The following is an 18,537-nucleotide window of genomic DNA, read 5'->3' on the forward strand; positions in this document are numbered from 1 at the left end:
CCCGGGACGTCACCGGCAGCACCGCGCGGATGATCCTACTCGGACCGGACTGCTGCCACCGGCGCGGACGCCAGCCACGGCAGGAAGCGCCTCATCCATGTATCGACGCCCGGCAGGGCTAGGACACGGGTGATGGCACCGGCAACGACGATGGCCTGCGCCACCGCCGGCACGGTGTCGACACCGGCGGTCGCGGCGGCAACCGGCAGCAGCGACAGCGCGCCCACGGCGGCGGCGGCGACGGTGCGGACGGTGGCACGCCACGGGTAGCGGACCTGGGTCGGAGTTGTGATCGGGGCAGGGGCGGGGGTTGGCGTCATGATGAGCCTCCTCAGACTCTTGTAGCGTCACATAGGGCCTGTGAGCAGCACAGATGGCAGTCACCGCATGAGCGCGCCGATCTGAAAATCCGGCTCAGTCGGCCGTGGAACTGGCGGGCTGCTGTAGGCCGGCGAGCTGTGTCTTGAGGTCGCCGATCTGGGCGGTCAGTGCCGTGATCGTCGCGTCCTTGCCGGCCAGCTGGATGCGCAGTTGGTCCCGCTCGGTCTGGGTGGCGCGCAGCTCGGCGGACAGGTGCTGCTCGGTCAGCTCCAGCTGCGCGATCCGTGACTCCAGCTCGACGATGCGCAGCCGTAGCCGCTCCGCCTCGGCCGACGTCGCGGCCAGGGACCGCCGCGCGTCCTGCAGCGCCGTCTTGACCTGCCCGAGTTCGGCACGAAGGTCCTGGGTGAGCTGCTGGTAGATGTCCTGGCGGATCCGGTCTTCCTCCGCCTGCAGATGCTCGGCCGCGGCCTCGGCCTGTTTGGCCTGCGCCTCGGCCAGCCGGTGCTGGGCTGCCGCCTGCGCCTCGGCCAGCCGTTGCTGGGCGGCACGGGTCTGTCGGCTGAGCAGGTGTGCCACGACCGTGCCGGTCAGGCCGGCGCCGACCACCCCCGCCGCGCTGACCAGGGCAACGACGACGCCGGTCTCCACGGCTCAGATTCGGCCGCTGTTCAGCCGGCGCTGGACAGCCTTGACGACGGCGGACACGGGCACGGACATGACGCCGTCGGTGTCGGTGGCCAGGTAGCGCTGCAGCGCGCGGACGGTCTCGTACGGGCGGCCGTCCTGCCGGATGCCGACCCCGTCGACGGCCAGGCCGGCGCGGATCTTCGCGTTGAGGTGCCGCTGCACCGCCTTGACCAGGGCGCTCGGCTCGGTGATCCGGCCGTCGACGGGGGTGCCCATGATCTGCTGCCAGCGGGTGATGGTCTTCGGGCCGAGCTGCCCGTCGACCACCAGCTGGCCCGGCGTCGCCGGCGGCCGCGGCGCGGGTGCCGGCTCGTCGACGGGCATCCCGGCGCGCACCCAGGCGTACAGCTCGTCGCCCGGGCAGGCGGTGGAGCCGACGTCGCGGTGCCCGTTGCGGGTCAGCGGACGGCCGGCGCGGCGGCACGCCTCGTCGTACAGCCACCGGATCGCCCGGCGAACGGCCGGCGACGCGTCGACCACGCCGGACCGGTCCCGCCCGATGAAGCAGACGCCGATCGACTCGGTGTTGTAGCCGGCGGCGTGCGCGCCGACGACGTCCCAGCCGCGGCCCTCGTAGATCCGGCCGTCGTCGTCGACGAGGAAGTTGTACCCGATGTCGCTCCAGCCCCTGCTGTCCATGTGGTAGGCCTGGATGATCTTCGGGGTCTGGTCCGGGCTCGCCGCGCTGTAGTGCACGACGAACCGACGCCGCCGCGACGCCGCGACGGTGTCGACGCTGCGGGGCTGGCGGGCACCCCACTGCGTACGGCTGACGATCTGCATGACTGCGCCTCCCAGGGCATACGAGAACGGCCACCCCACGGGTGGCCGGATGGACGGGCTTGCGGTGACAGCCCACACTGGACTGCGTGAATACGACGAGAACGAGAATGTTCGGCGTGGGCCTGGTGGCGCTCGCGGCGGCCGGCGTCATCGGGGGCGTGACCGCCCTATCCCTCACCGACGGCGGGGAGCCGGCCCGTCAGGACCTGCGTACCGTGTCCGACGAGACTGCCGCCACGCCGACCGCGGCGACCGTGGCGGAGACCGCGACCGCCCCGCAGCAGACCACCGCCGCCGGCACTACGGTGGCGGACAGCCCCACCACAGGGAGTCAGAGCGTGACCGACCCGACGCCGGCCGAGCCGGCCGTGACCACCGCGCCGAAGCCGGAGGCCACCAGCACGAAGGGCACGAGCAGCAGCGGGAGCACGACGATGACCGAGCCGGACCCGACGCCCAGCGAGCCGCAGCCGGCCCCGACGGTGCCGCAGAACGACCCGAAGGACGGCCTGCCCCCACCCGCGCCGCGCTGCACAGACCCCAGCGGGCTGGAAATCCCCTGCCCACCCAAGAGCTGACTACAAGGCACGAGACGACTCCAACCCGAGGATCGACAGCGGTCGCACCCCGATCGTGCCCGTACCGGCGGTGCGCCGGGCCTGCACCGACAGCACCTGGATGGCGGAGTAGTTGCCCAGCACGCTCGACGGCAGCGCGAACGGGCCGACGTTGACGTACGCGTACGCCCCGGCGTTCACGGGCAGCGTCGGCCCGACCCCGATGCCATCTACAGCCATCCGCACCTCACCGGTCGTCGAGCTGTCGCTGGAGCGGATCAGCACGTACGCGTACAGCACCGGATGCTGTAGGACTGCCGCGCCGACATGCAGGTCCGCGAACCCCGTCGAGGTGGCGACGGCCGTGGGGACCGACACCTCGCCGACTTGGATCGGAATGTATGGGCGGGCCAGCCCGCGCCCCGACGCGGCGTCGTCGGTGACGATGTAGTTGCCGGACACGTCGTACATGCCGACGAACCCGTAGTCGGAGCCGACGCCGGTGCCGGACACCTCCAGCGCCGGGTAGCCGCCGGCCCGCCGGAGGATGAACCCGCGCTTCCCGTTACCGAGGTCGCCGATCTGGCCGATGATGTTGCCGGCGGCGTCGATGACAGTGATGTCGCCGCCGTCAACGGTGACCGACCCGCCGCCCTCGATGGCGATGTCACCGCCGTCCAGGACGGTGATGTCGCCGCCCTTGACGCGCAGGCCGCCGGCGCCGATCGTCGCCGCTTCCAGCCGCCGGCCGGCCTGCAACTCCCGCACCAGCCCCTCCAGCGCGGTGAGCCGGCGACTGATCCAGTCGGTTCCGGCGGGACTCTGGTCTGAGGGGATCACGAGATCACGTCCTCTCCAGGGGTGAGCAGGATCGGGGCCACGATGCCGGTCTGCGGATCGAGGTCCCAGCCGATAGCCCGGGCGACGCCGCGGAGCCCTTGCGGGTGGCGGTGGCCGGTCAGGTCGTGGCCGATGTCGTCGCCGGTGTTCCAGTCGATGCCGAGGCGCGGGTAGGCGTCCGCGCGGGCGGTGATGGTCAGGGTGCGGGCGCCGCGGGCCATGTAGCGCAGCGCCTGCTGGGCGTGCGCGTCGAGCGTCGCGACGTCGGTGACGCTTGAGGAGGGGCTGAACCGGTGCTCGTATCGTGGCCAGCCGGCGGCCAGCAGCGCCTCATCGCGGGCGGGCGCCGACTGCGGCCGGGACTCGCCCTCACCCGAGCTGGTGGCGACGATGTGGTTGGCGCCCTTGCCGGATGAGTAGTCCGCCCGGTAGCGGTAGCGGGCCTCGCTCGCCCCGATCGACGACACCACGGCGCTCGCGCTGCCGGTGGCGAACACGGCGTTCGGGGTGCTGCTGGTGTATCCGATCCGCTTGCGGACCCGCAGGATCTTGGTGACCGCCGTCTGGGTGGCGTCGGACCAGTCCACAGCCACTGTCCACTCTGGCCCGTCGATCACTCCCATGAGCTCCCGTAGCCGCGAGTAGACGGTGGCGTCGTCCTGGTCGCGGTAGGTGCGGTCGCGCAGGGTGCCGGTGTCGGGGGCATCAACCACGAACCCGATGCCTTCGATGTTGGCGTCGTCGACCAGTGACCCGGCGATGAGTGCCTCGTCGGCCTGGACGAACTCGTGGTCGCGGACGTACCGGCGGTCGAGGTATCCCTCGAGGGATACGCAGGCGAGATCGACGGTGGCCTCGGTGCCGCCTTCCTGGGGCAGCACGATCCCGGCCCAGACCGGCACGTCGTTCAGCACCGCGACGATCATCGACCGGCCTGGCTCGGTGGCAGCCTCCCACCCGCGCGGCGGTGCACCATGCCCGCCCAGGGCGATGGGCAGATTGAACGCCGCGGAGGTGTAGGCGGCGAGCCGGTGCCCGATCGCGCCGGACGGGACCAGGTCCGGCAGTTCCTCCACGATCCGGCCGGTGACCAGGTCACAGCCGAGCCAGGTGACGACAGTCATCCCACCCTCGTGAGGGTCAGGAAGGCGTTGTTCGCCGTCAGTTGCGTGGCGGTGGTGCTGCTTGTCGCCTGCGCCCACCTCAGCGTTACGCTGCCCGCTGTGCCGCTGGTGACCAGCACGGCCCGCTCTTCCACGTTCGTGGCGGCCCCGGCCCCGACCAGCCCGTAGGTCAGCTCCGTGGCGGACCCGTTGATGCGACGGGTCACGGTCAGGTTGTCCCGGTCGGTGGCGCTCGGCGCCGGGCCGTCTGTGGCCCGGTTCATGAATGCGCCGGCCGGCACGGACCAGGCCACCTTCAGGTCACCGGCCGCCGCGCCGTCGACACCGAGCACGCACTCCATCAGATAGATGGCGTTAGCCTGTGCCGGCAGGGTCAGGTGGGGGTCGTCTGCGACGGCCGTCTGCGATGTCCGGGCCGTCGTCGACGGCTTGTAGACGAACAGCGGCGTAGCTTCCCACCAGCGGCCGTTGCCGTGGTACACCTCCTCACGGTCCACGTCGAGCCGGAACACCCGCATGCCCGGGTGCGCGGCCAGGGCGTCTCGCTCGGCCTCGCTGCGCACCGGCAGCGTCCCACCCGAGGCGACCGTGAACGGCCGCCGGTCGGTCACCGCGGCCGCCCCGCCCCCCGAACGCGGCACGTCGAACATCGCCAGCCGGAACGCCCCAGCATCCACACCGGGCTCCGCCGGCGTTGGGCCGGCTACGCCAACCTTGTACTCGGTGCGGGCCAGCCGCAGCCCCGACAGATCTTCGTCGTGGTCGTAGACCCGCAGCTGGATGATGTCCTTGCGCGGGTTGGTCGCGTCGGCGGCGGCGAGGGTGTGCGTCTCGGCGACCGGGATGGCCACCCAGTAGGGGCCCTGCGGGCTGGTCAGGCCCGGGTCGATGCACGCCACCCCGGGCTGCACGGTGATCGTCGACCCGGCGAGCGACACCTGCAGCTGCGTGCCGCCCGGCCGGACACCCTGCCGGGCACCCAGGGTGCGGCCCCCGTACATCAAGGCCAGGGCCATCGCCTGGCGCATTTCGTTCGCGCTGTAGGCGGGCGCACCACCGCTCGCGTTGATCCACAAAGGGTCAGCCATGCCATGCCTCCATCAGTGCCATGCGTCGCGCCAGGACACGGTCAGCCGCGCGTCCGGGTCGTAGCTGGGTGAGTCGAACGCGACCTCCCACGCGCCGGTCGGCAGGACGGGCCAGCCGGCGCCCTCGGCCGTGGTGAGCCCGCGGCGGGATGCGGTGCCGTTGAGGTAGACGGTCCTGCTGGCGGTGTCGATGTCCAGCCACTGCCCGGCGGTCAGGGTCAGCCACACCCGCACGATCGCCGTGCCGTCCGGGGTCAGCACCGACACCCGCGGCTCGACCACGGGCCCGTTGACCCGCAGGGTCAGCCCGGTGGTCTTCGTGCCAGCATTGCTGATCATCTGGCGACCGGAGGTCACCGTGGCGTCGATGGTGACCGGGACGGTCAGCGGCAGCGTCAGCCCGCCGGTGGTGGACGGCAGCCCGAGCACCACCTGGTGCTCGGCACCCGAGTACACGGTGGGGTCGAGGGCGATGAATGCCGTGTTGGTGTAGCCGTGCCCGTCGAGGTGGCGGGACTGCGGCTCGACCATCCGCGGCCGCCCGAACATCACGTACTCGACCCCGCCGATGCAGAAGGTCAGCGGCAGGTCCTGGTGTGACGGGGCGAACGCGGCGAGCAGCTGCTGGTGCAGGCGCATCCACTCGGCCTGGCCGGACGCGTGCACGATCAGTCGCATCGGGATGGCGATCTGCTCGGCCCACTCGGCGCCGGACCAGGAGCCGTCTGCCCACGGCCGTTCGCCGCCCTGATTGGCCCGCACGTTGCGGCTCATCGGGTTGAACAGGGTGGCCCACCGGTAGGGGGTGCCGGGTCCGACGACCAGGTCCCGCAGCTGCGCCTGCCCTTCCTGCAGGGGCATCAGTGCGCTCCGGCCAGTGCGAGTTCGTCCATCACCTGCGACAGGCTGAACCGGTCGGTGTAGCCGCGCACCTCTACCTTCTCGATGGTCGTGCCGGCCCGATCGCCGAGTGCCTCGCGGACGGCCGCGACGATCATCGCGGCGAGGGTGGACAGCGGCGCCACGACCTCGTCCTGCCCGCCCTCGGCGATCTGCGCGAGGATGCCGCCCGGGCGGGCCCGCGCCACGCCACCGTCGGCGAGGCGGGGGATGTCCGGGATGATGTCGTCGACGTGGAAGCCCTTCCCGCCGATGCCGGGTACCCAGTCGGGCACCCGGATGTCGATCCAGAAGTCCAGCCGGTTCCAGGCGTCGATCAGCTTGTTGATGCCGCCCTTCGCGGTCGCGACCACCCCGTCGAACATGCCGCGGGCCGCGGACGAGATCCGGCCCGGCAAGCCCTTGACGAAGCTCACGATGGAGGTGAACCGGTCGACGACGAAGTCCTTGACGCCGCCGATCCAGCCACGCACCCGATCAAAGATCAACTTCCAGCCGTTGAAGGAGTTCTGGACCTGTTGCCACAGCCACTTCGCCACGTTCATGACCAGGGTGAAGTACGGCTTGACGATGTTCTGGTACCACCAGGTGATGATCGACGCGACCCACCGGACGGCGACGACGATCCCGTCGAACGCAGGCTTGAGGGCCTTCTCCCACATCCACTTGCCGGCGTCCGCGACCATGCGCAGCGCCGCCTGGACGATGTTGCGGAACGTCTCCGAGTTCCGGTAGGCGAGCACCACCGCGGCGACCAGGGCGACGATGGCGAGGATGATCAACCCGATCGGGTTGGCGGTCAGCGCGGCGTTGAGCAGCCACTGCCCGACCGCCCACGTCTTGGTGGCGACGTTCGCGGCGATCGCGGCCGCGCGGCTGGCGACCGTCGCGGTGACGTTGCGCAGCTTGGCCAGGATCCCGCCGTTGGTGGCCGCGGTCTCGGCGGCTGCGGCGCCGGTCGCCGCCCGGGTGGCCCCGGTGTTGGCGGTCAGCGCCGCGGTGTGCGCGGTGAGCGCGGAGCGCAGCCCGAACGTGGCGGCTGCCTCGGCCGCGCGGATCGGTAGCGACGCCACGGCGGCGATGTTCGCGCCGGTCTGCGCGACCCGGGAGGCGACCCACAGGCCGATCAGGACCGGCAGCGCGTCGGCGAGCAGGTCGACGTGGTCGGCGAGGAACCCGACGATCTCATCGGTCAGGATGAACGCGTCGTGGACGCTGCCGCCTTCCTTCGCGGCGTCGGCCAGCACCGGGCCGAGCTTGGCGGCGTTGTCGACCAGGTCCGGCAGGGTCTGGATCAGGGAGGTGCCGACGTCGCGGATCGTGGTGAGGACGGTGGAGATCCGCTCCTGCCCTTCGGCGGAGTTGAGGAACTCGCGCAGGCGGCGGGTGCCGGCTTCGAGGCCGGCGAGCATGTCCCCGCCGGCGTCGGCGCCGCCGCCGCGCAGGATCGCCACGACGATGCCGACCACGTTGGCGCCGATCGCGCCGAGCTGCCGCAGTGCCTCCAGGCCGCCGCGTAGCCACTGCTCCAGCTGGCCTGACTCGCGGGCCGCGGCCACCCACCGCTCGAAGCGCTCCGCCAGGTTCAGTACGCCGCCGCCGAGTTCGGGCAGCACGGTGGAGCCGACCGCGCCGATGCTGATCAGCGCGGACACGAACGGGGCGACCGCCTGGGCGAGCCGGTCCCCGGCGACCGCGGCGTTGCCGAGGGTGGTGTCGACGTCCCGCACCGACTGGGCGGACTGGGCGACCCCGAGGGACTCGCGGATCGCCCGGTTCCACGCGTCGCCGAACTGGCCGAGCCGGTTGGTGGCCACCGGCAGGTAGGTGCGCGACAGCGAGTCGACCTGCCCGGCGACGCCCGCCCACACCCGCTGCTGCACGTGGCGCTGCACGTCCTGCCACGCCGGGGCGATCCGCCGCAGCGTGTCGACGAGGGACCGCGCGGAGGGGGCGAGCTTCGCGTACGCCTCCTGTTGCTTGGAGATCGCGCCGGCAGCCTTGGTGGCGGCCTCCTGCTCGGCGTCGGCGGCGTCCTTGCGGGCCTGCTCCACGCCGTGGGCCGCGTCGGCTTGCCGCTGCAGCGCGTCCTGGACCTGGCGGCTGCCCTCGACGCCGACCCGCGCGGCCTGCTGCTGCTCGGCGGCGAGCTCGGCGTGCCGGGCGGTGGCCTCCCGCGCCGCGTGCTGCTGCTCCCGCAGCGCCAGCTCGGCCTCGCGGACCCGGTCGGCGGCGCCTGCCTCACCCTTGGCCGCTGCGGCCCGCGCCTCGGCGAGTTCCCGCTCGGCCTGCTCGACGTTGAGCTTGGCCCGCTCCTCGGCCAGCGCGGCACCCTCGACGTCCCCGGCGAGGGCGGCGATCCGCTCGGCCTCCTCCCGGCGGGCATCGTTGAGGTCGCGGGTGGCGCGGGTCAGGTCCCGCTGGGCGTCGGCGATGCGCCGCTGCCCCGCCTCGTAGGCGCGCATCGCCGCCCGGGCGGCGGCCGCCCCACCGCCGCCGCTGCCGCCGGCGGAGTCGGACAGCGCGTCGGTCAGGTGCGCGGTGGCCATCGCCAGGACCCCGACGGACACGGCGGCCGCGGCCATCGCCGCCGGCAGCGCCAGGACCGACCCACCGGCCCGGGACACCGCGGCCGCCAGGGCGAAGGCCTGCGCCCCCGCGTACGCCAGGCCGCCACCGAACGCGACCACCCCGCCGACCGCGAACGCGGCCTGCAGGATGGTGCGGATCCGGTTGGCGCCGCGCTCGACGCCGCCGGCGAAGTTCCGGCCGGACCGCTCACCGGAGCGGGTCGCGGTCGCCTCCAGCCGCGACAGCACCCCCTCCAGCCGCGACACCACCCGCTGCAGGCTGCTGGTCAGCTCGCGTTCGGTCTGCCCGCCGAACCCGCCGGTGTCGGGGCGGACCCGGATCAGCCCCTCTCCGATGACTCGTGCCACCCCGGATCACCCCCCTCTTTTTGTTGGTTACTGGACGGCGGCCGCGAACGCGGCCACCTCAGCGCGGCGCCGCTGCGCCCGTGACGCCGCCGCTTCCCCGGCCTCGCCGGTGTCGCCGGCGGGCTCGGTGAGGGCCTCACCGAGCGGGTCGTGGCTGCCGCCCAGCGCGGACAGCATCTGCCCGCGGGCCATCCACTCGTCACACAGGCCCTGCAGCAGCGGCAGCGCCGCCCGTGGGCTCATCCGAAGGAGGTCACACCCCGGGTCTGGGCTGAATGCCAGCCCGCGAACTCCTCCGGTGTCATCGCGGCGAAGTCCGGCGGCGTCGGGGTCGGCTGCAGCACCACCCCCCGCTGCGGCCCAGACAGCGAGACGTGCTTCGACCCAGCCCCAGTGGTCAACGGCCCACTCGCAGACGGAGAGGGCCGTGACGTAGGGCGGTCGGTGAGGTCCTCCACGATCCCTTCCATGACGTCGTTGAGGACGTCCTGGTCGATCGCGTGCTCCCGGACGAAGGTGCGGAACCGCTCGTACTCCTCCAGGCCGAGCGCGCCGGAGAAGAAGTCCGCCAGGGCGGAGACGGCGGACGGGTCGACGGTCTTGACCCCACGCTTGGTGAGCTTGAGCAGCTCGCACAGGTCGAGCAGCTGCATCTCACCCATGACCCGGAACGTCTCCCCGTCGAGGGTGAACGACGGGAAGACGTCGAGCAGCCGCCCGACCATCTGCCCGCGGCTCAGCTCGGCCGCCGGCACATCCTCGCCGGGGTCGGCCGGCGGCGGCGCGGACTCGATCAGCGCCAGGGCCTGGCGTGCCCGCACCGTGCTGGTGCCCACCCAGGCGAGCAGGCCGGTCGGGTCGTCGACCGGCGGGGCCGCGGCGGCGGCGCGCCGCGACGCCGAGGTGTACTCCCTACTCATCGGCGTCACGCCCGTGCCGGCGCGGCGAGGATCGCCTTGAACGGCAGGGTGCCCGCGTCGGGCTTGGCGAGAAGGAACTCGGTGCCGAGCTTGGCGGCCTCGCTGCCCTTCTTACGCTCCAGCTCGACGTTGCCGCCCTGCAGGCACTCGCGCCACACCCACCGCTCGGTGCCGTCCTCGGCCTCGAAGCCGAGCATCACCCGCACCTCCTCGCCCGGGGCGTGCGGCTCGAAGGTCACGATCCCGTCGCCGACGGTGATGGTGCCGCCGTTCATCGCGATCTTGAGGTTGCCGGCGGTCAGCTGCAGCAGCGCGAACGCCACCTTGAGGTTACGGCCGTTGACCGCCACGTGGATCGGGTCGATCTCCTCGGCCGGCACCACCGTGCCCGTCTCGATCTCGTACGAGAACTTGCTGCCCTCGACGGTGTAGCCCATCTCCGACCACGCCGCGTCCCACGGCGTGATCAGGTCGGCCGGCTCCGGCGAGCCGAGCGGGGCGAGCCGAAGCATCCCCGGCCCCAGCGCCAGCTGGCCCTTGTGTCGTTGCGGCATCGCGCAACTCCTCTCTCACAGGTACACGTAGCGGTCCAGCGCGGCTTGCATGAAGTGCCGCGCTGGCAGGTCCTTGGTGCCGCCGTCGTGGAACGACATGTAGAAGTGGTCCTGGTCCCACGACACGTCCGTGTGCGGGCCGCCCGGGCCGACGCCCGGCCACGCGTCGATCGACGCCGCCCCTTCGCCGGTGCGATGCGGCGCCAGCGACCCGGCCAGCCGGGCGATCCCGCGTCCGGCCTCCCGGGTGGCCTCGGACGCCTCGACGCTGTCGCCGAGGCGCTGCACTTCGACCGGGTCGACCCAGACCCGGACCAGCTCGACCGGCACCGGCGGCTACTCCCCGTCGCGCGGCGGCCGGACCCCGTGCTCCCAGCCGTTGCGGGCCACGTTGCCGACCGGCACCCGGTCGCCGGGCAGGTGCGCCCGCGCCCCACCCGGCACGTACAGCGCCTCGGTGGCGATGACGTGCGCGGCGCCGGGCAGCTGCGCGGCCGCGGCCGCGCGGGCGGCTTCCAGGGCGGCCTGCGCGTCGACCACCCGCTGTGCCGCCTGGTCGTGCTCGTCGCCCGGCGGCGGGGTCTGCGTGGTGAGGACAGCCGGCCCGGCGTGGGGGTGCTCCAGCACACAGTTCGGGTGCGTGCAGCCCGGCTCGGTGCTCACCGGGCCCTCCGGGACCGTGTCGCCGGCGGGCGCCGCGTCGGCCTCGGTTGGCTTGTGTCGGGCCATCACGCACCGACCTTCCACGCGCCGAAGGACAGCCCGACCTCCGTCGAGTAGGTCAGGGAGACCAGGCCAGCCGCGTCGCCGAACACGTCGGCCGGCCACGGGCCGCGCACCGCGTACCCGCCGGCCGGGACGACGATGTCCAGGTCCGCGATCGCCAGCCCGCGCACGGTGCCCGGCGTCGCCACCGTCACGGTGATCGGCGCACCGGAGGTGTTCTCCCAGAACAGCCACACGTCGCGGCCGGCGGTGACCTTGTCCCCGCCCGAGCTGGCCGCGTTCGGGGACAGGTCGCTGACGTTCGCGCCGCGGCCGATCACCCCCACACCCACTGTCGCCACAGGATCCTCCCTTGGATCAGTCGAGGTAGTACTGGCAGGTCGCCTGGCAGGCCAGGATCGACGTCACCGCGTCGTCGTCGACGTAGTAGTCGGCGCTGCCGCTGGACATCTGCAGGTACGTGTATCCGCCGGCCAGCTCCGGCCGCTCGGCGAGCAGCGTCTCGATGACCCCACCGATCTCCGTGGCCCGGGCGTCGGTCTCCTCGACCTGCGCGCCCGGCCGCCGCACCCGCACGTACAGGCCGATCGTGGCGGTCTCCAGCCACAACTCGGCGCGCCCGTCGTGCCCCGCTGAGGTGCGGGTGAAGCGCACCCCGCCCCCGTAGACGCACTCAGCCTCCGGGTTGCGTCCCGGCCAGGCGTAGGCCATCTGCAGACCGGCCAGGGGCAGGCCCCGCCCGGTCTGCGCGTCCAGCCGGTCGAACAGCGCCTTCTTACAGCGCAGCGCCTCCGTGGTGGTCATCGGCGGCCGCCGTGGAAGATCGACCCGTACTGCGGGTCGTAGTCGATGCTGCGGCTGGCCGGCGCGGCCCGGCCGCCCGGGCCGCTGCTGTCCGACACCCGCCGGGAATAGCGGCCGTAGGCGGCGTCGACCTCCGGGATACCGGTGCGGTACGCATCGGGCAGGCTCAGCCGGTACGTGCCCGCCTCCGCGATCGTGAAGGACACCGCCCGGTCCGGGATCTGCCGCTTGTCGAAGTTGAGCCGGTCCCGGAAGCGGGTCAGCGCGGCGCGGACCAGGTCGGCCGGGGCGGCGTCGGCGCCGTACTCGTACTCCAGGACCACGTTGCCGTCGCCGGCGGTCCACACCCCGTCGTCGGTGCGGCGCAGCGTGCCATCCGGGCGGACCGCGAGCGCGGCCAGCTGCGCGCCGGTCAGCGGCACCGGGGTCTGCCCCGGCCGGGCGGCGATCGACGCAGTCCGCACCGTGCGGACGCCGCGCATCAGGGTGCCGGCCCGCCACAGGTCACCGCCGGTGGGCAGGACCAGGTCGACGATGCCAGTGCCGTCCAGAACCACGCGCCGGTAGCGGGGCACCCACGCCTGGTCGCAGATCCACTCGCACTCCTGCTCGACCTCGGTCCGGGCCCGCAGCAGGTCCGCCGTCGGGTACTTGTCCGTGTTCTGCAGCGTCTCGTCGGAGTCGCGGCCCTGCCGCAGGGTGAACAGGAACCCGCCGACGATCTCCACCAGGTCCCGCTCGATCAGCAGCGTGCCGCCGACGGTGCCCGACCAGGTGACGTCGATCAGGCCCAGCTGCGTCTGCGCCGGCATCGTGAACTCGTAGCCGCCGCCGGCGGCGGCCGCCGTGGCGGTGCCGGTGAAGACCAGATCGCCGTCAGGGTCGGTGCCGGTGACCGTCACTGCCCCGTCGACGGTGGCCGGTTCCTCGGCGGGGCCGGCGAACGCGTGGGTCAGCGTCGCCGCGGCGGTGCCGGCGACGCGGGTCAGGGCGCCCATCAGGCGATCCGGACCGAGCCCTCGACGGTCCCGGCGACGACCTCCACGTAGATGCCCCTGTGGGCGCGGATCCCGCCGGGGTAGAAGGCCTGCGCGGATCCGTTGGCGGGCAGCTCGACGACGTCGAGCAGGGCGCCGGATGCGGCTGCCGGGTTGTCCCAGATCCGCACCGTCGCGGCGGCCGCGGTGCCCGCGGTCTCCCGCAGCGTGTAGCCCTGGTACGTCGCGGGACTGGCCGAGACGGCCTGGTTGGCGCCGGTCAACGCGGACGCGGTCGCGGGCATGCTCATTGCCTCATCACCTCTTCAGCCGTGGCGGTGGTCTGTGGCACAGTGCGTGGGCCGGGTCCCGTCCCCCCGTACGGGACCCGGCCCTACCGTGACCGTCAGGCGTTAGCGCCGCGGTAGAAACCGCGGTGCTCCAGCGGGGTACCGCTGTAGGTGTGGCGGATCTTGTACGTGTACTTGTCCGCGTTGAACATGCTGCCGGTGTTCGCGTCGGCCTGCGTGAACAGCTCCGGCCGCTCCCGGCCCTGGTAGAAGCCGACCTCGATCGTCGGGCACATGTTCGGGTCGGCCACCAGGAACCAGTCGTTGACGTCGGCCACGTAGTCCAGGACCTCGTAGTCCAGGCCGCGGTGCATGTTCGGCACGGTGGCATCACTCCCGGCGGTGATCGCCACGGCCGAGGTGCACAGCTGGAACGCGAGCTCCTCCAAGGCGCTGGGCACGACCAGCGTCTTCGGGGTCAGGGACAGGATGTTGGCGGCGTTGCCGTAGGCGGCCTGCTTGCGCATCTTCGCCCGGGCCGCCGACAACGTCCCGGGGCCCAGCAGGGCCGGGTTGTCGGTGTTGTTGTGCCCAGCCGCGAACAGCGCGACGGTGTCGTAGGAGCAGACCACGTTCGTGGCCAGGATGTCCCAGACGAACCGGTACAGCGTGATGGCCGCCGCGAGACCGAGCAGCCGGGGGATGTTGCGCACCGCGCCGATGTCGTCGTTGGCGATGGTTTCGAGGGTGAGGTCCTCGGTGCCACCACGCTTGATCACCGCGTAGAGCGCTTCTTCGTCGGTGGGGCTGGTCAGCGGCAGGTAGCTCGCGCCCTCGGCGACGACCGGCAGGGTGCCGTACCCGCCGATGCGGGTGCGCTTCTGCTGGCGGAAGTCCGAGACCGGCACCACGTCCGAGACGACCTTGCGCCAGCTCTGCAGCGACGGCTGGTCGTACAGCTTGATCATCCGCCGGGTGATGGAGTCGCCGAGGACCTCCGCCCAGCTGCCCGACGTCAGGGACTCGGTGCCGCGCGCCGCCCCGGCCAGGTCGGAGTCGAAGCCGCTACCGAAGCACTCCCGGAGGATCTTGCGGTTGACGTCCTCGCCCCAGGCCTGCGGCCGGTACCCGGTGACGTCCGCCCAGGCCTCCCGGAAGGACCGGTAGCCCTTGTGGTAGTCGCCGTCGAAGAACGCGTCCAGGGCGGCCGACTTCTTCTCGCGGGACTCCTTGGTGACCGTCGCGCCGCCGAGGGTCGGCGCGCCGACCAGACCGGCGCGCTCGACGATGGCCAGGCCGCCCTTGATCGCGGCGATCTGCGCGTCGACGGCGCTCTCGGTGACCTGGTCGGGCAGGGTGGCGGTCACCGACTCGACCACGGCGATCGGCAGGCCGGCGCCCTCGACCTTGGTGCGGATCATCAGCTGGCCGAGGAACGAGGTCTTCGGGGTGGTGGCTTCCAGGGTGCGCTGCGTGCTCTCCGTCGCCCCTGCGGTGGTTGCGGTGCCGCCGCCGGCCTCGCCGGTGGCAGCCGTACCCGCGCCGGTGTCGCCGGGCGGGGCAGCCTTGCTCAGGCCGGCCGCGGCGAGCTGCTCGTCGCTGGCGTCCTTGAGCGCGGCGAGCACGGCAGCCGTGTCCAGTGGTGCGGTCACGTGAGACTCCTTGCTCTCTCCGTCGGGCGCCCTGCCCGCCGGCTGGTTGTCGGTGGTGTCGATGCCGCCGGCCACCATGCGGGTGGCCCGGCCCCCAGCGGCCGGATCGGCGACGATGTCGGCGGAGAAGACCCGCACGATCGCGGTGGCCTCCTCCACCCGGGTCCCGCCCTCGGTAGTCGGCGGCGCCCAGGTGGCCAGCACGTCGTGGGAGATCCCGACGAGCGGCTCCAGTCCCGCCTCCTGCGCCTGCAGGGCCGCGTCGAGAGCCTGCGCGGCGTGCGTGGCGCCAGGCAGCAGATGCAGGTCGGCGTAGAGGCCGTCGGCCTCCACGGTCACGTCGCGGTAGGAGCCGACCAGCCCGGTGATCGTCGAGCTGCGCAGCTCTTCCTCGGTGCGGTGGTGGTCGTAGGCCTTCGCGCCCTCGTACAGGCGGGCGGCCGCGGCCAGCACCGGCTGCGGGTAGCGGCGCTTGTTGCGGGACTCGCCGGCCTGGATGATCCGGACGCGGAAGATCCGGCCGCCGGCGGGGTCGACGCCCTTGGCTTCGATCACGCGGCCGGGCACCCGGTCGGTGCTCTCCGTCGTCACGCTGGTCTCCTTCCTCGAGTCCGCCGCCGCGGCGGCGAGCGGCACCGCCGTCCAGTCCGGGCCCCGGGTCCAGGTGAGCGCGTCGAACGCGACCGGGGTTGGCGGCACGGGCGGCGGCGGGGTGTCGCCGGCGGCGAGGTAGGTCAGGGTCATGTGCGGGGTGTAGCCCCGCTCGCCGTCGACGGGCAGCCCGGCGGTGGCCAGTCGGGCCACCAGGTCGTGGCGGAGCTCGGCCAGGCCGGGCACGTCCACCGGCGCCCACACCGGCACGCCGTCCTCGCCGGGCGGGAACTGCCCGATGCCGCCGAGCTGGCCGGCCAGCGGCGGGTGGACGGCGGCGACCTGGCCGACGATGTCGGCGACCTGCGCCCGCTGCTCGTCGGTCAGCGTCTTGCCGAGGTAGGCGAGGGTGACGTGCAGCTCGCCGGCCGGCAGCCCCCCGGGCACCGCCAGGGCGGCGGCGACATCGTCGGGGATGTCGAGGCACACCATGCACGACACGGCCGGCACCGGCGCGGTCGCCTCGGTGGTCCGCCGCGGCTGCGGGGCCGCTGGCGGTGGTGCGTGTTCGACCTCGCGGACCCGGTCCGGCTGGCCGTCCGCCGCGCAGACCAGGCACCGCTGCGGTCCCAGGGTGTGCACCGGCGGGGCCGGGTCGGGCTCGTCGACCATCAGCTGTCGGAGTCCGCGGCCTTGATGAGCTTGTCCAGCTCGGCGAGCAGCCCGGTCCGCGGCCGTTCCCGGCCCTGCTCGGCCGACGCCGCGGTGCGGGCCCGGTCGACGTCGCCGCCCACCCAGGCGAGCACGTCGGCGGCGTTGCCATCCGGCACGGCAGCCGGCGGCGTGTCCGACCCGTCGGGGTCCGCCGGCGGCGGGGTCTGGGGAGCAGGCGGCGCGCCGGCGGGGTCGAGGATGTCGCCGGTGGCCACGATCGTGCCGCGCTGGTTGACCAGGGTGCGCTGACCGTCGTGGGTGGTGATGGCGTACCCGCCGTCGACGCGGTCCACCGCGAGGATCTCGCGGCGCTTCATACCGAGGGCCTGCGCGGCCTCGTCACGGGTCAGGGACATGACAACCTCCAGGGGGTTACACAATGGGTGGGGTGCCGCCCGGATGGGCGTCGTCGACGGCCTGGGCGACGTCGTCAGGGTTGGCGTCCGGCGAGTCCAGCTCGGCGGTGTACGGGATGCCCATGTAGTCCTCCCACGCCTTGCGCGCGGCGATCCGCGCCGCCTCGGCGGTGAGCACCCGGCTCTTGACGAGCTTCTCCAGACCGGTGGAGAGGTTGAGCAGGATCTTGGCCGTGAACTCCGCGTCTGAAGCGGAGATCGACGGGCCGGTGACGGTGACCGACTGCGACGCCGGGATCGGGTACTCCCGGCCCGTACGCGGGTCCCGCGCGGTCACCAGCTGCGGCAGCCGGCGGGCGGCCACCGCCTGGTCCACGGCGTACCGGCACAGCTCGGTCTGGTAGGACAGCCACAGCCTTTGCACCCCGCCGACGCGGCGGCGCACCGGCTCGGCCATCGTCAGCGCCGTGGCTCGGTTCGCGCCGTCCGGCTCGGCCAGCCATGTCTTCGCCAGCCCCGCGCCGCCGGCGACGAGGGTGAGCACGTTCTTGCTGGCGATGGAGTCCTCTTCCGCGCGAGTCTCCGCGGTCTTCGACTCCCACGTCACCTTCTCGTTGTGGACCTCGACCGACCCGGACGGCGGTACGTGCGTCCCGCCCCGCGCGGCCACGAACTTGTCGACGTCTTCCTGGCTGCCGTCGATGGTGACGTCCCAGACCAGGTAGCGGGCCAGGGCGGTGCGGTCGATCAGGTTGGAGATCACCTGGTCGTAGGAGTCGAGGTGGTCCAGGACCGGCGACAGGAACGGGTCGCCGCGCACGTCGTCGAGCAGCGCCATCCAGGACCGCCACCACATGACCTCGCCATCCCGCAGCGCGGTCAGGTCGTTCACGCCGGCGACGGTGAGCGTGGTGCCGTCGCCGGCGCCGTCGCCGAGGACGAGCTCGGCCGGCCAGAGCGGGTTCCCCCCGGCCAGGCGGACGTCGCTGATCTGCGACACCGGCAGCGGTCGGATCCGCGTCACGCCGGACATGCGGCCGACGAGCAACTGCAGCGCCGTCTCACCCATGAGCAGGTGATCGCGCAGCATCCGGTCCTGCAGAGCGCCCAGCTGCACGCGGGGGTCGTTCCAGAACTGGTCGACCACCACAGCGACATCCGGGTTGGTCGCCTGGTAGGAGACACCGGAGTCGCCGACGCAGAACGCGGTGTACGTGTCGATGATGGCCCGGGCCATCGGGTTGGACCGGTACGCGGCCACGGAGTAGATCCGGGCCTTCTCGATGGTCCACCACGGCACCTCCCGGTGCCCGCCGGTCCCCGCCCGCCGCCAGCCCCGCTCTCCGTCCACGCCATCACCGCCGTACGCGGCGCCGGCCGCGCCGGTGGCGATCACCTGCTGCGGCGTCGCCTCCACCGTCCGCGGCGCGGCCGGGGCCGGGGCGGGGAACAGCCAGGACCTCACGCCGACCTCGAAGGCCGGGGCGCCGCGTCGTCGCTGGCGAGCGCCGGCGCCGACCCGGCCCGGGCGTGGGTGTTCGCAACCCAGGACAGCGCGATCGCCACCACCGAACCGACCAGCATGGACCACCACCAGTCGCCGGCGAGAGCACCGATGGCGACGGCCAGGCCGAGCAGCCCGGCAACGCCGAGCGCGTTGGACACCAGCGTCGGAGCATGCACGGTCGGAAGCGTCACGGTGATACGCATC

22 protein-coding genes are annotated in these 18,537 nt (G+C 72.9%); 1 reads left to right on the forward strand and 21 read right to left on the reverse strand.

The genetic code is table 11. The features are described from left to right. Positions 1-35 precede the first annotated feature (35 nt). From AB0I41_RS04955 to AB0I41_RS04965, 3 genes are all read right to left on the reverse strand, one after another. The gene (locus AB0I41_RS04955) at positions 36-320 is read right to left on the reverse strand and encodes a hypothetical protein (protein WP_357101932.1); all 285 of its coding nucleotides are present in this window, start codon (positions 318-320) and stop codon (positions 36-38) included. A 94-nt stretch (positions 321-414) separates the two neighbouring features. Beyond that, positions 415-972, reverse strand: coding sequence for a hypothetical protein (locus AB0I41_RS04960; protein ID WP_357101934.1), 558 nt, complete (start codon positions 970-972; stop codon positions 415-417). Between the two features lie 3 nt (positions 973-975). Continuing rightward, entirely contained in the window at positions 976-1,794 is an 819-nt protein-coding gene (locus tag AB0I41_RS04965; RefSeq protein ID WP_357101936.1) for an N-acetylmuramoyl-L-alanine amidase, read from the reverse strand. 86 nt (positions 1,795-1,880) lie between these two features. Between AB0I41_RS04965 and AB0I41_RS04970 the strand changes: the two genes are divergently transcribed. Then, entirely contained in the window at positions 1,881-2,372 is a 492-nt protein-coding gene (locus AB0I41_RS04970) for a hypothetical protein (protein WP_357101938.1), read from the forward strand. Here AB0I41_RS04970 and AB0I41_RS04975 read toward each other — a convergent pair whose 3' ends face one another. The 18 genes from AB0I41_RS04975 to AB0I41_RS05060 form a co-directional block, all read right to left on the reverse strand. Further along, on the reverse strand, positions 2,373-3,191 hold the full coding sequence (locus AB0I41_RS04975; protein WP_357101940.1) for a hypothetical protein: 819 nt from the start codon (positions 3,189-3,191) through the stop codon (positions 2,373-2,375). Beyond that, a complete protein-coding gene (locus AB0I41_RS04980) occupies positions 3,188-4,315 on the reverse strand; it encodes a hypothetical protein (RefSeq protein ID WP_357101942.1) in 1,128 nt (375 codons plus the stop codon). Before AB0I41_RS04980 ends, AB0I41_RS04975 begins: the two co-directional genes overlap by 4 nt. Further along, complete coding sequence (locus AB0I41_RS04985; RefSeq protein WP_357101944.1) at positions 4,312-5,403, reverse strand: hypothetical protein; 1,092 nt, start codon at positions 5,401-5,403, stop codon at positions 4,312-4,314. The genes AB0I41_RS04980 and AB0I41_RS04985 overlap by 4 nt, the downstream gene beginning before the upstream one ends. 12 nt (positions 5,404-5,415) lie before the next feature. After that, complete coding sequence (locus tag AB0I41_RS04990) at positions 5,416-6,264, reverse strand: hypothetical protein (protein WP_357101946.1); 849 nt, start codon at positions 6,262-6,264, stop codon at positions 5,416-5,418. Next, a complete protein-coding gene (locus tag AB0I41_RS04995) occupies positions 6,264-9,242 on the reverse strand; it encodes a hypothetical protein (protein WP_357101948.1) in 2,979 nt (992 codons plus the stop codon). Before AB0I41_RS04995 ends, AB0I41_RS04990 begins: the two co-directional genes overlap by 1 nt. A gap of 27 nt (positions 9,243-9,269) precedes the next feature. Beyond that, on the reverse strand, positions 9,270-9,485 hold the full coding sequence (locus AB0I41_RS05000) for a hypothetical protein (RefSeq protein ID WP_357101950.1): 216 nt from the start codon (positions 9,483-9,485) through the stop codon (positions 9,270-9,272). After that, a complete protein-coding gene (locus tag AB0I41_RS05005) occupies positions 9,482-10,162 on the reverse strand; it encodes a hypothetical protein (protein ID WP_357101952.1) in 681 nt (226 codons plus the stop codon). Before AB0I41_RS05005 ends, AB0I41_RS05000 begins: the two co-directional genes overlap by 4 nt. Before the next feature lie 5 nt (positions 10,163-10,167). After that, positions 10,168-10,716: a hypothetical protein gene (locus AB0I41_RS05010; protein ID WP_357101954.1), complete on the reverse strand. Its 549-nt coding sequence runs from the start codon at positions 10,714-10,716 to the stop codon at positions 10,168-10,170. Positions 10,717-10,731: 15 nt separating this feature from the next. Beyond that, entirely contained in the window at positions 10,732-11,046 is a 315-nt protein-coding gene (locus tag AB0I41_RS05015) for a hypothetical protein (RefSeq protein WP_357101956.1), read from the reverse strand. Positions 11,047-11,052: 6 nt separating this feature from the next. Beyond that, positions 11,053-11,445 carry a hypothetical protein gene (locus AB0I41_RS05020; protein ID WP_357101958.1) on the reverse strand — a complete coding sequence of 131 codons (393 nt, stop codon included), beginning with the start codon at positions 11,443-11,445 and terminating at the stop codon, positions 11,053-11,055. After that, positions 11,445-11,783: a hypothetical protein gene (locus AB0I41_RS05025; protein WP_357101960.1), complete on the reverse strand. Its 339-nt coding sequence runs from the start codon at positions 11,781-11,783 to the stop codon at positions 11,445-11,447. Before AB0I41_RS05025 ends, AB0I41_RS05020 begins: the two co-directional genes overlap by 1 nt. 16 nt (positions 11,784-11,799) lie before the next feature. Next, positions 11,800-12,246 carry a hypothetical protein gene (locus AB0I41_RS05030; protein ID WP_357101962.1) on the reverse strand — a complete coding sequence of 149 codons (447 nt, stop codon included), beginning with the start codon at positions 12,244-12,246 and terminating at the stop codon, positions 11,800-11,802. Next, positions 12,243-13,244 (reverse strand): hypothetical protein, encoded by a 1,002-nt coding sequence (locus tag AB0I41_RS05035; RefSeq protein ID WP_357101964.1) that lies wholly within the window; start codon positions 13,242-13,244, stop codon positions 12,243-12,245. Before AB0I41_RS05035 ends, AB0I41_RS05030 begins: the two co-directional genes overlap by 4 nt. Then, a complete protein-coding gene (locus AB0I41_RS05040; protein ID WP_357101966.1) occupies positions 13,244-13,534 on the reverse strand; it encodes a hypothetical protein in 291 nt (96 codons plus the stop codon). Before AB0I41_RS05040 ends, AB0I41_RS05035 begins: the two co-directional genes overlap by 1 nt. Before the next feature lie 95 nt (positions 13,535-13,629). Beyond that, positions 13,630-16,428, reverse strand: a complete 2,799-nt coding sequence (locus tag AB0I41_RS05045) for a 2'-5' RNA ligase family protein (RefSeq protein WP_357101968.1) — start codon at positions 16,426-16,428, stop codon at positions 13,630-13,632. Next, positions 16,428-16,826 carry a hypothetical protein gene (locus AB0I41_RS05050; RefSeq protein WP_357101970.1) on the reverse strand — a complete coding sequence of 133 codons (399 nt, stop codon included), beginning with the start codon at positions 16,824-16,826 and terminating at the stop codon, positions 16,428-16,430. The genes AB0I41_RS05045 and AB0I41_RS05050 overlap by 1 nt, the downstream gene beginning before the upstream one ends. 16 nt (positions 16,827-16,842) lie before the next feature. Beyond that, a complete protein-coding gene (locus AB0I41_RS05055; protein WP_357101972.1) occupies positions 16,843-18,291 on the reverse strand; it encodes a hypothetical protein in 1,449 nt (482 codons plus the stop codon). Continuing rightward, positions 18,288-18,536, reverse strand: coding sequence for a hypothetical protein (locus AB0I41_RS05060; RefSeq protein WP_357101974.1), 249 nt, complete (start codon positions 18,534-18,536; stop codon positions 18,288-18,290). The genes AB0I41_RS05055 and AB0I41_RS05060 overlap by 4 nt, the downstream gene beginning before the upstream one ends. Position 18,537: the final 1 nt, after the last annotated feature.

Source organism: Micromonospora sp. NPDC050200, from assembly GCF_040656135.1.
In the GTDB taxonomy this organism is placed as follows: Bacteria; Actinomycetota; Actinomycetes; order Mycobacteriales; family Micromonosporaceae; genus Micromonospora.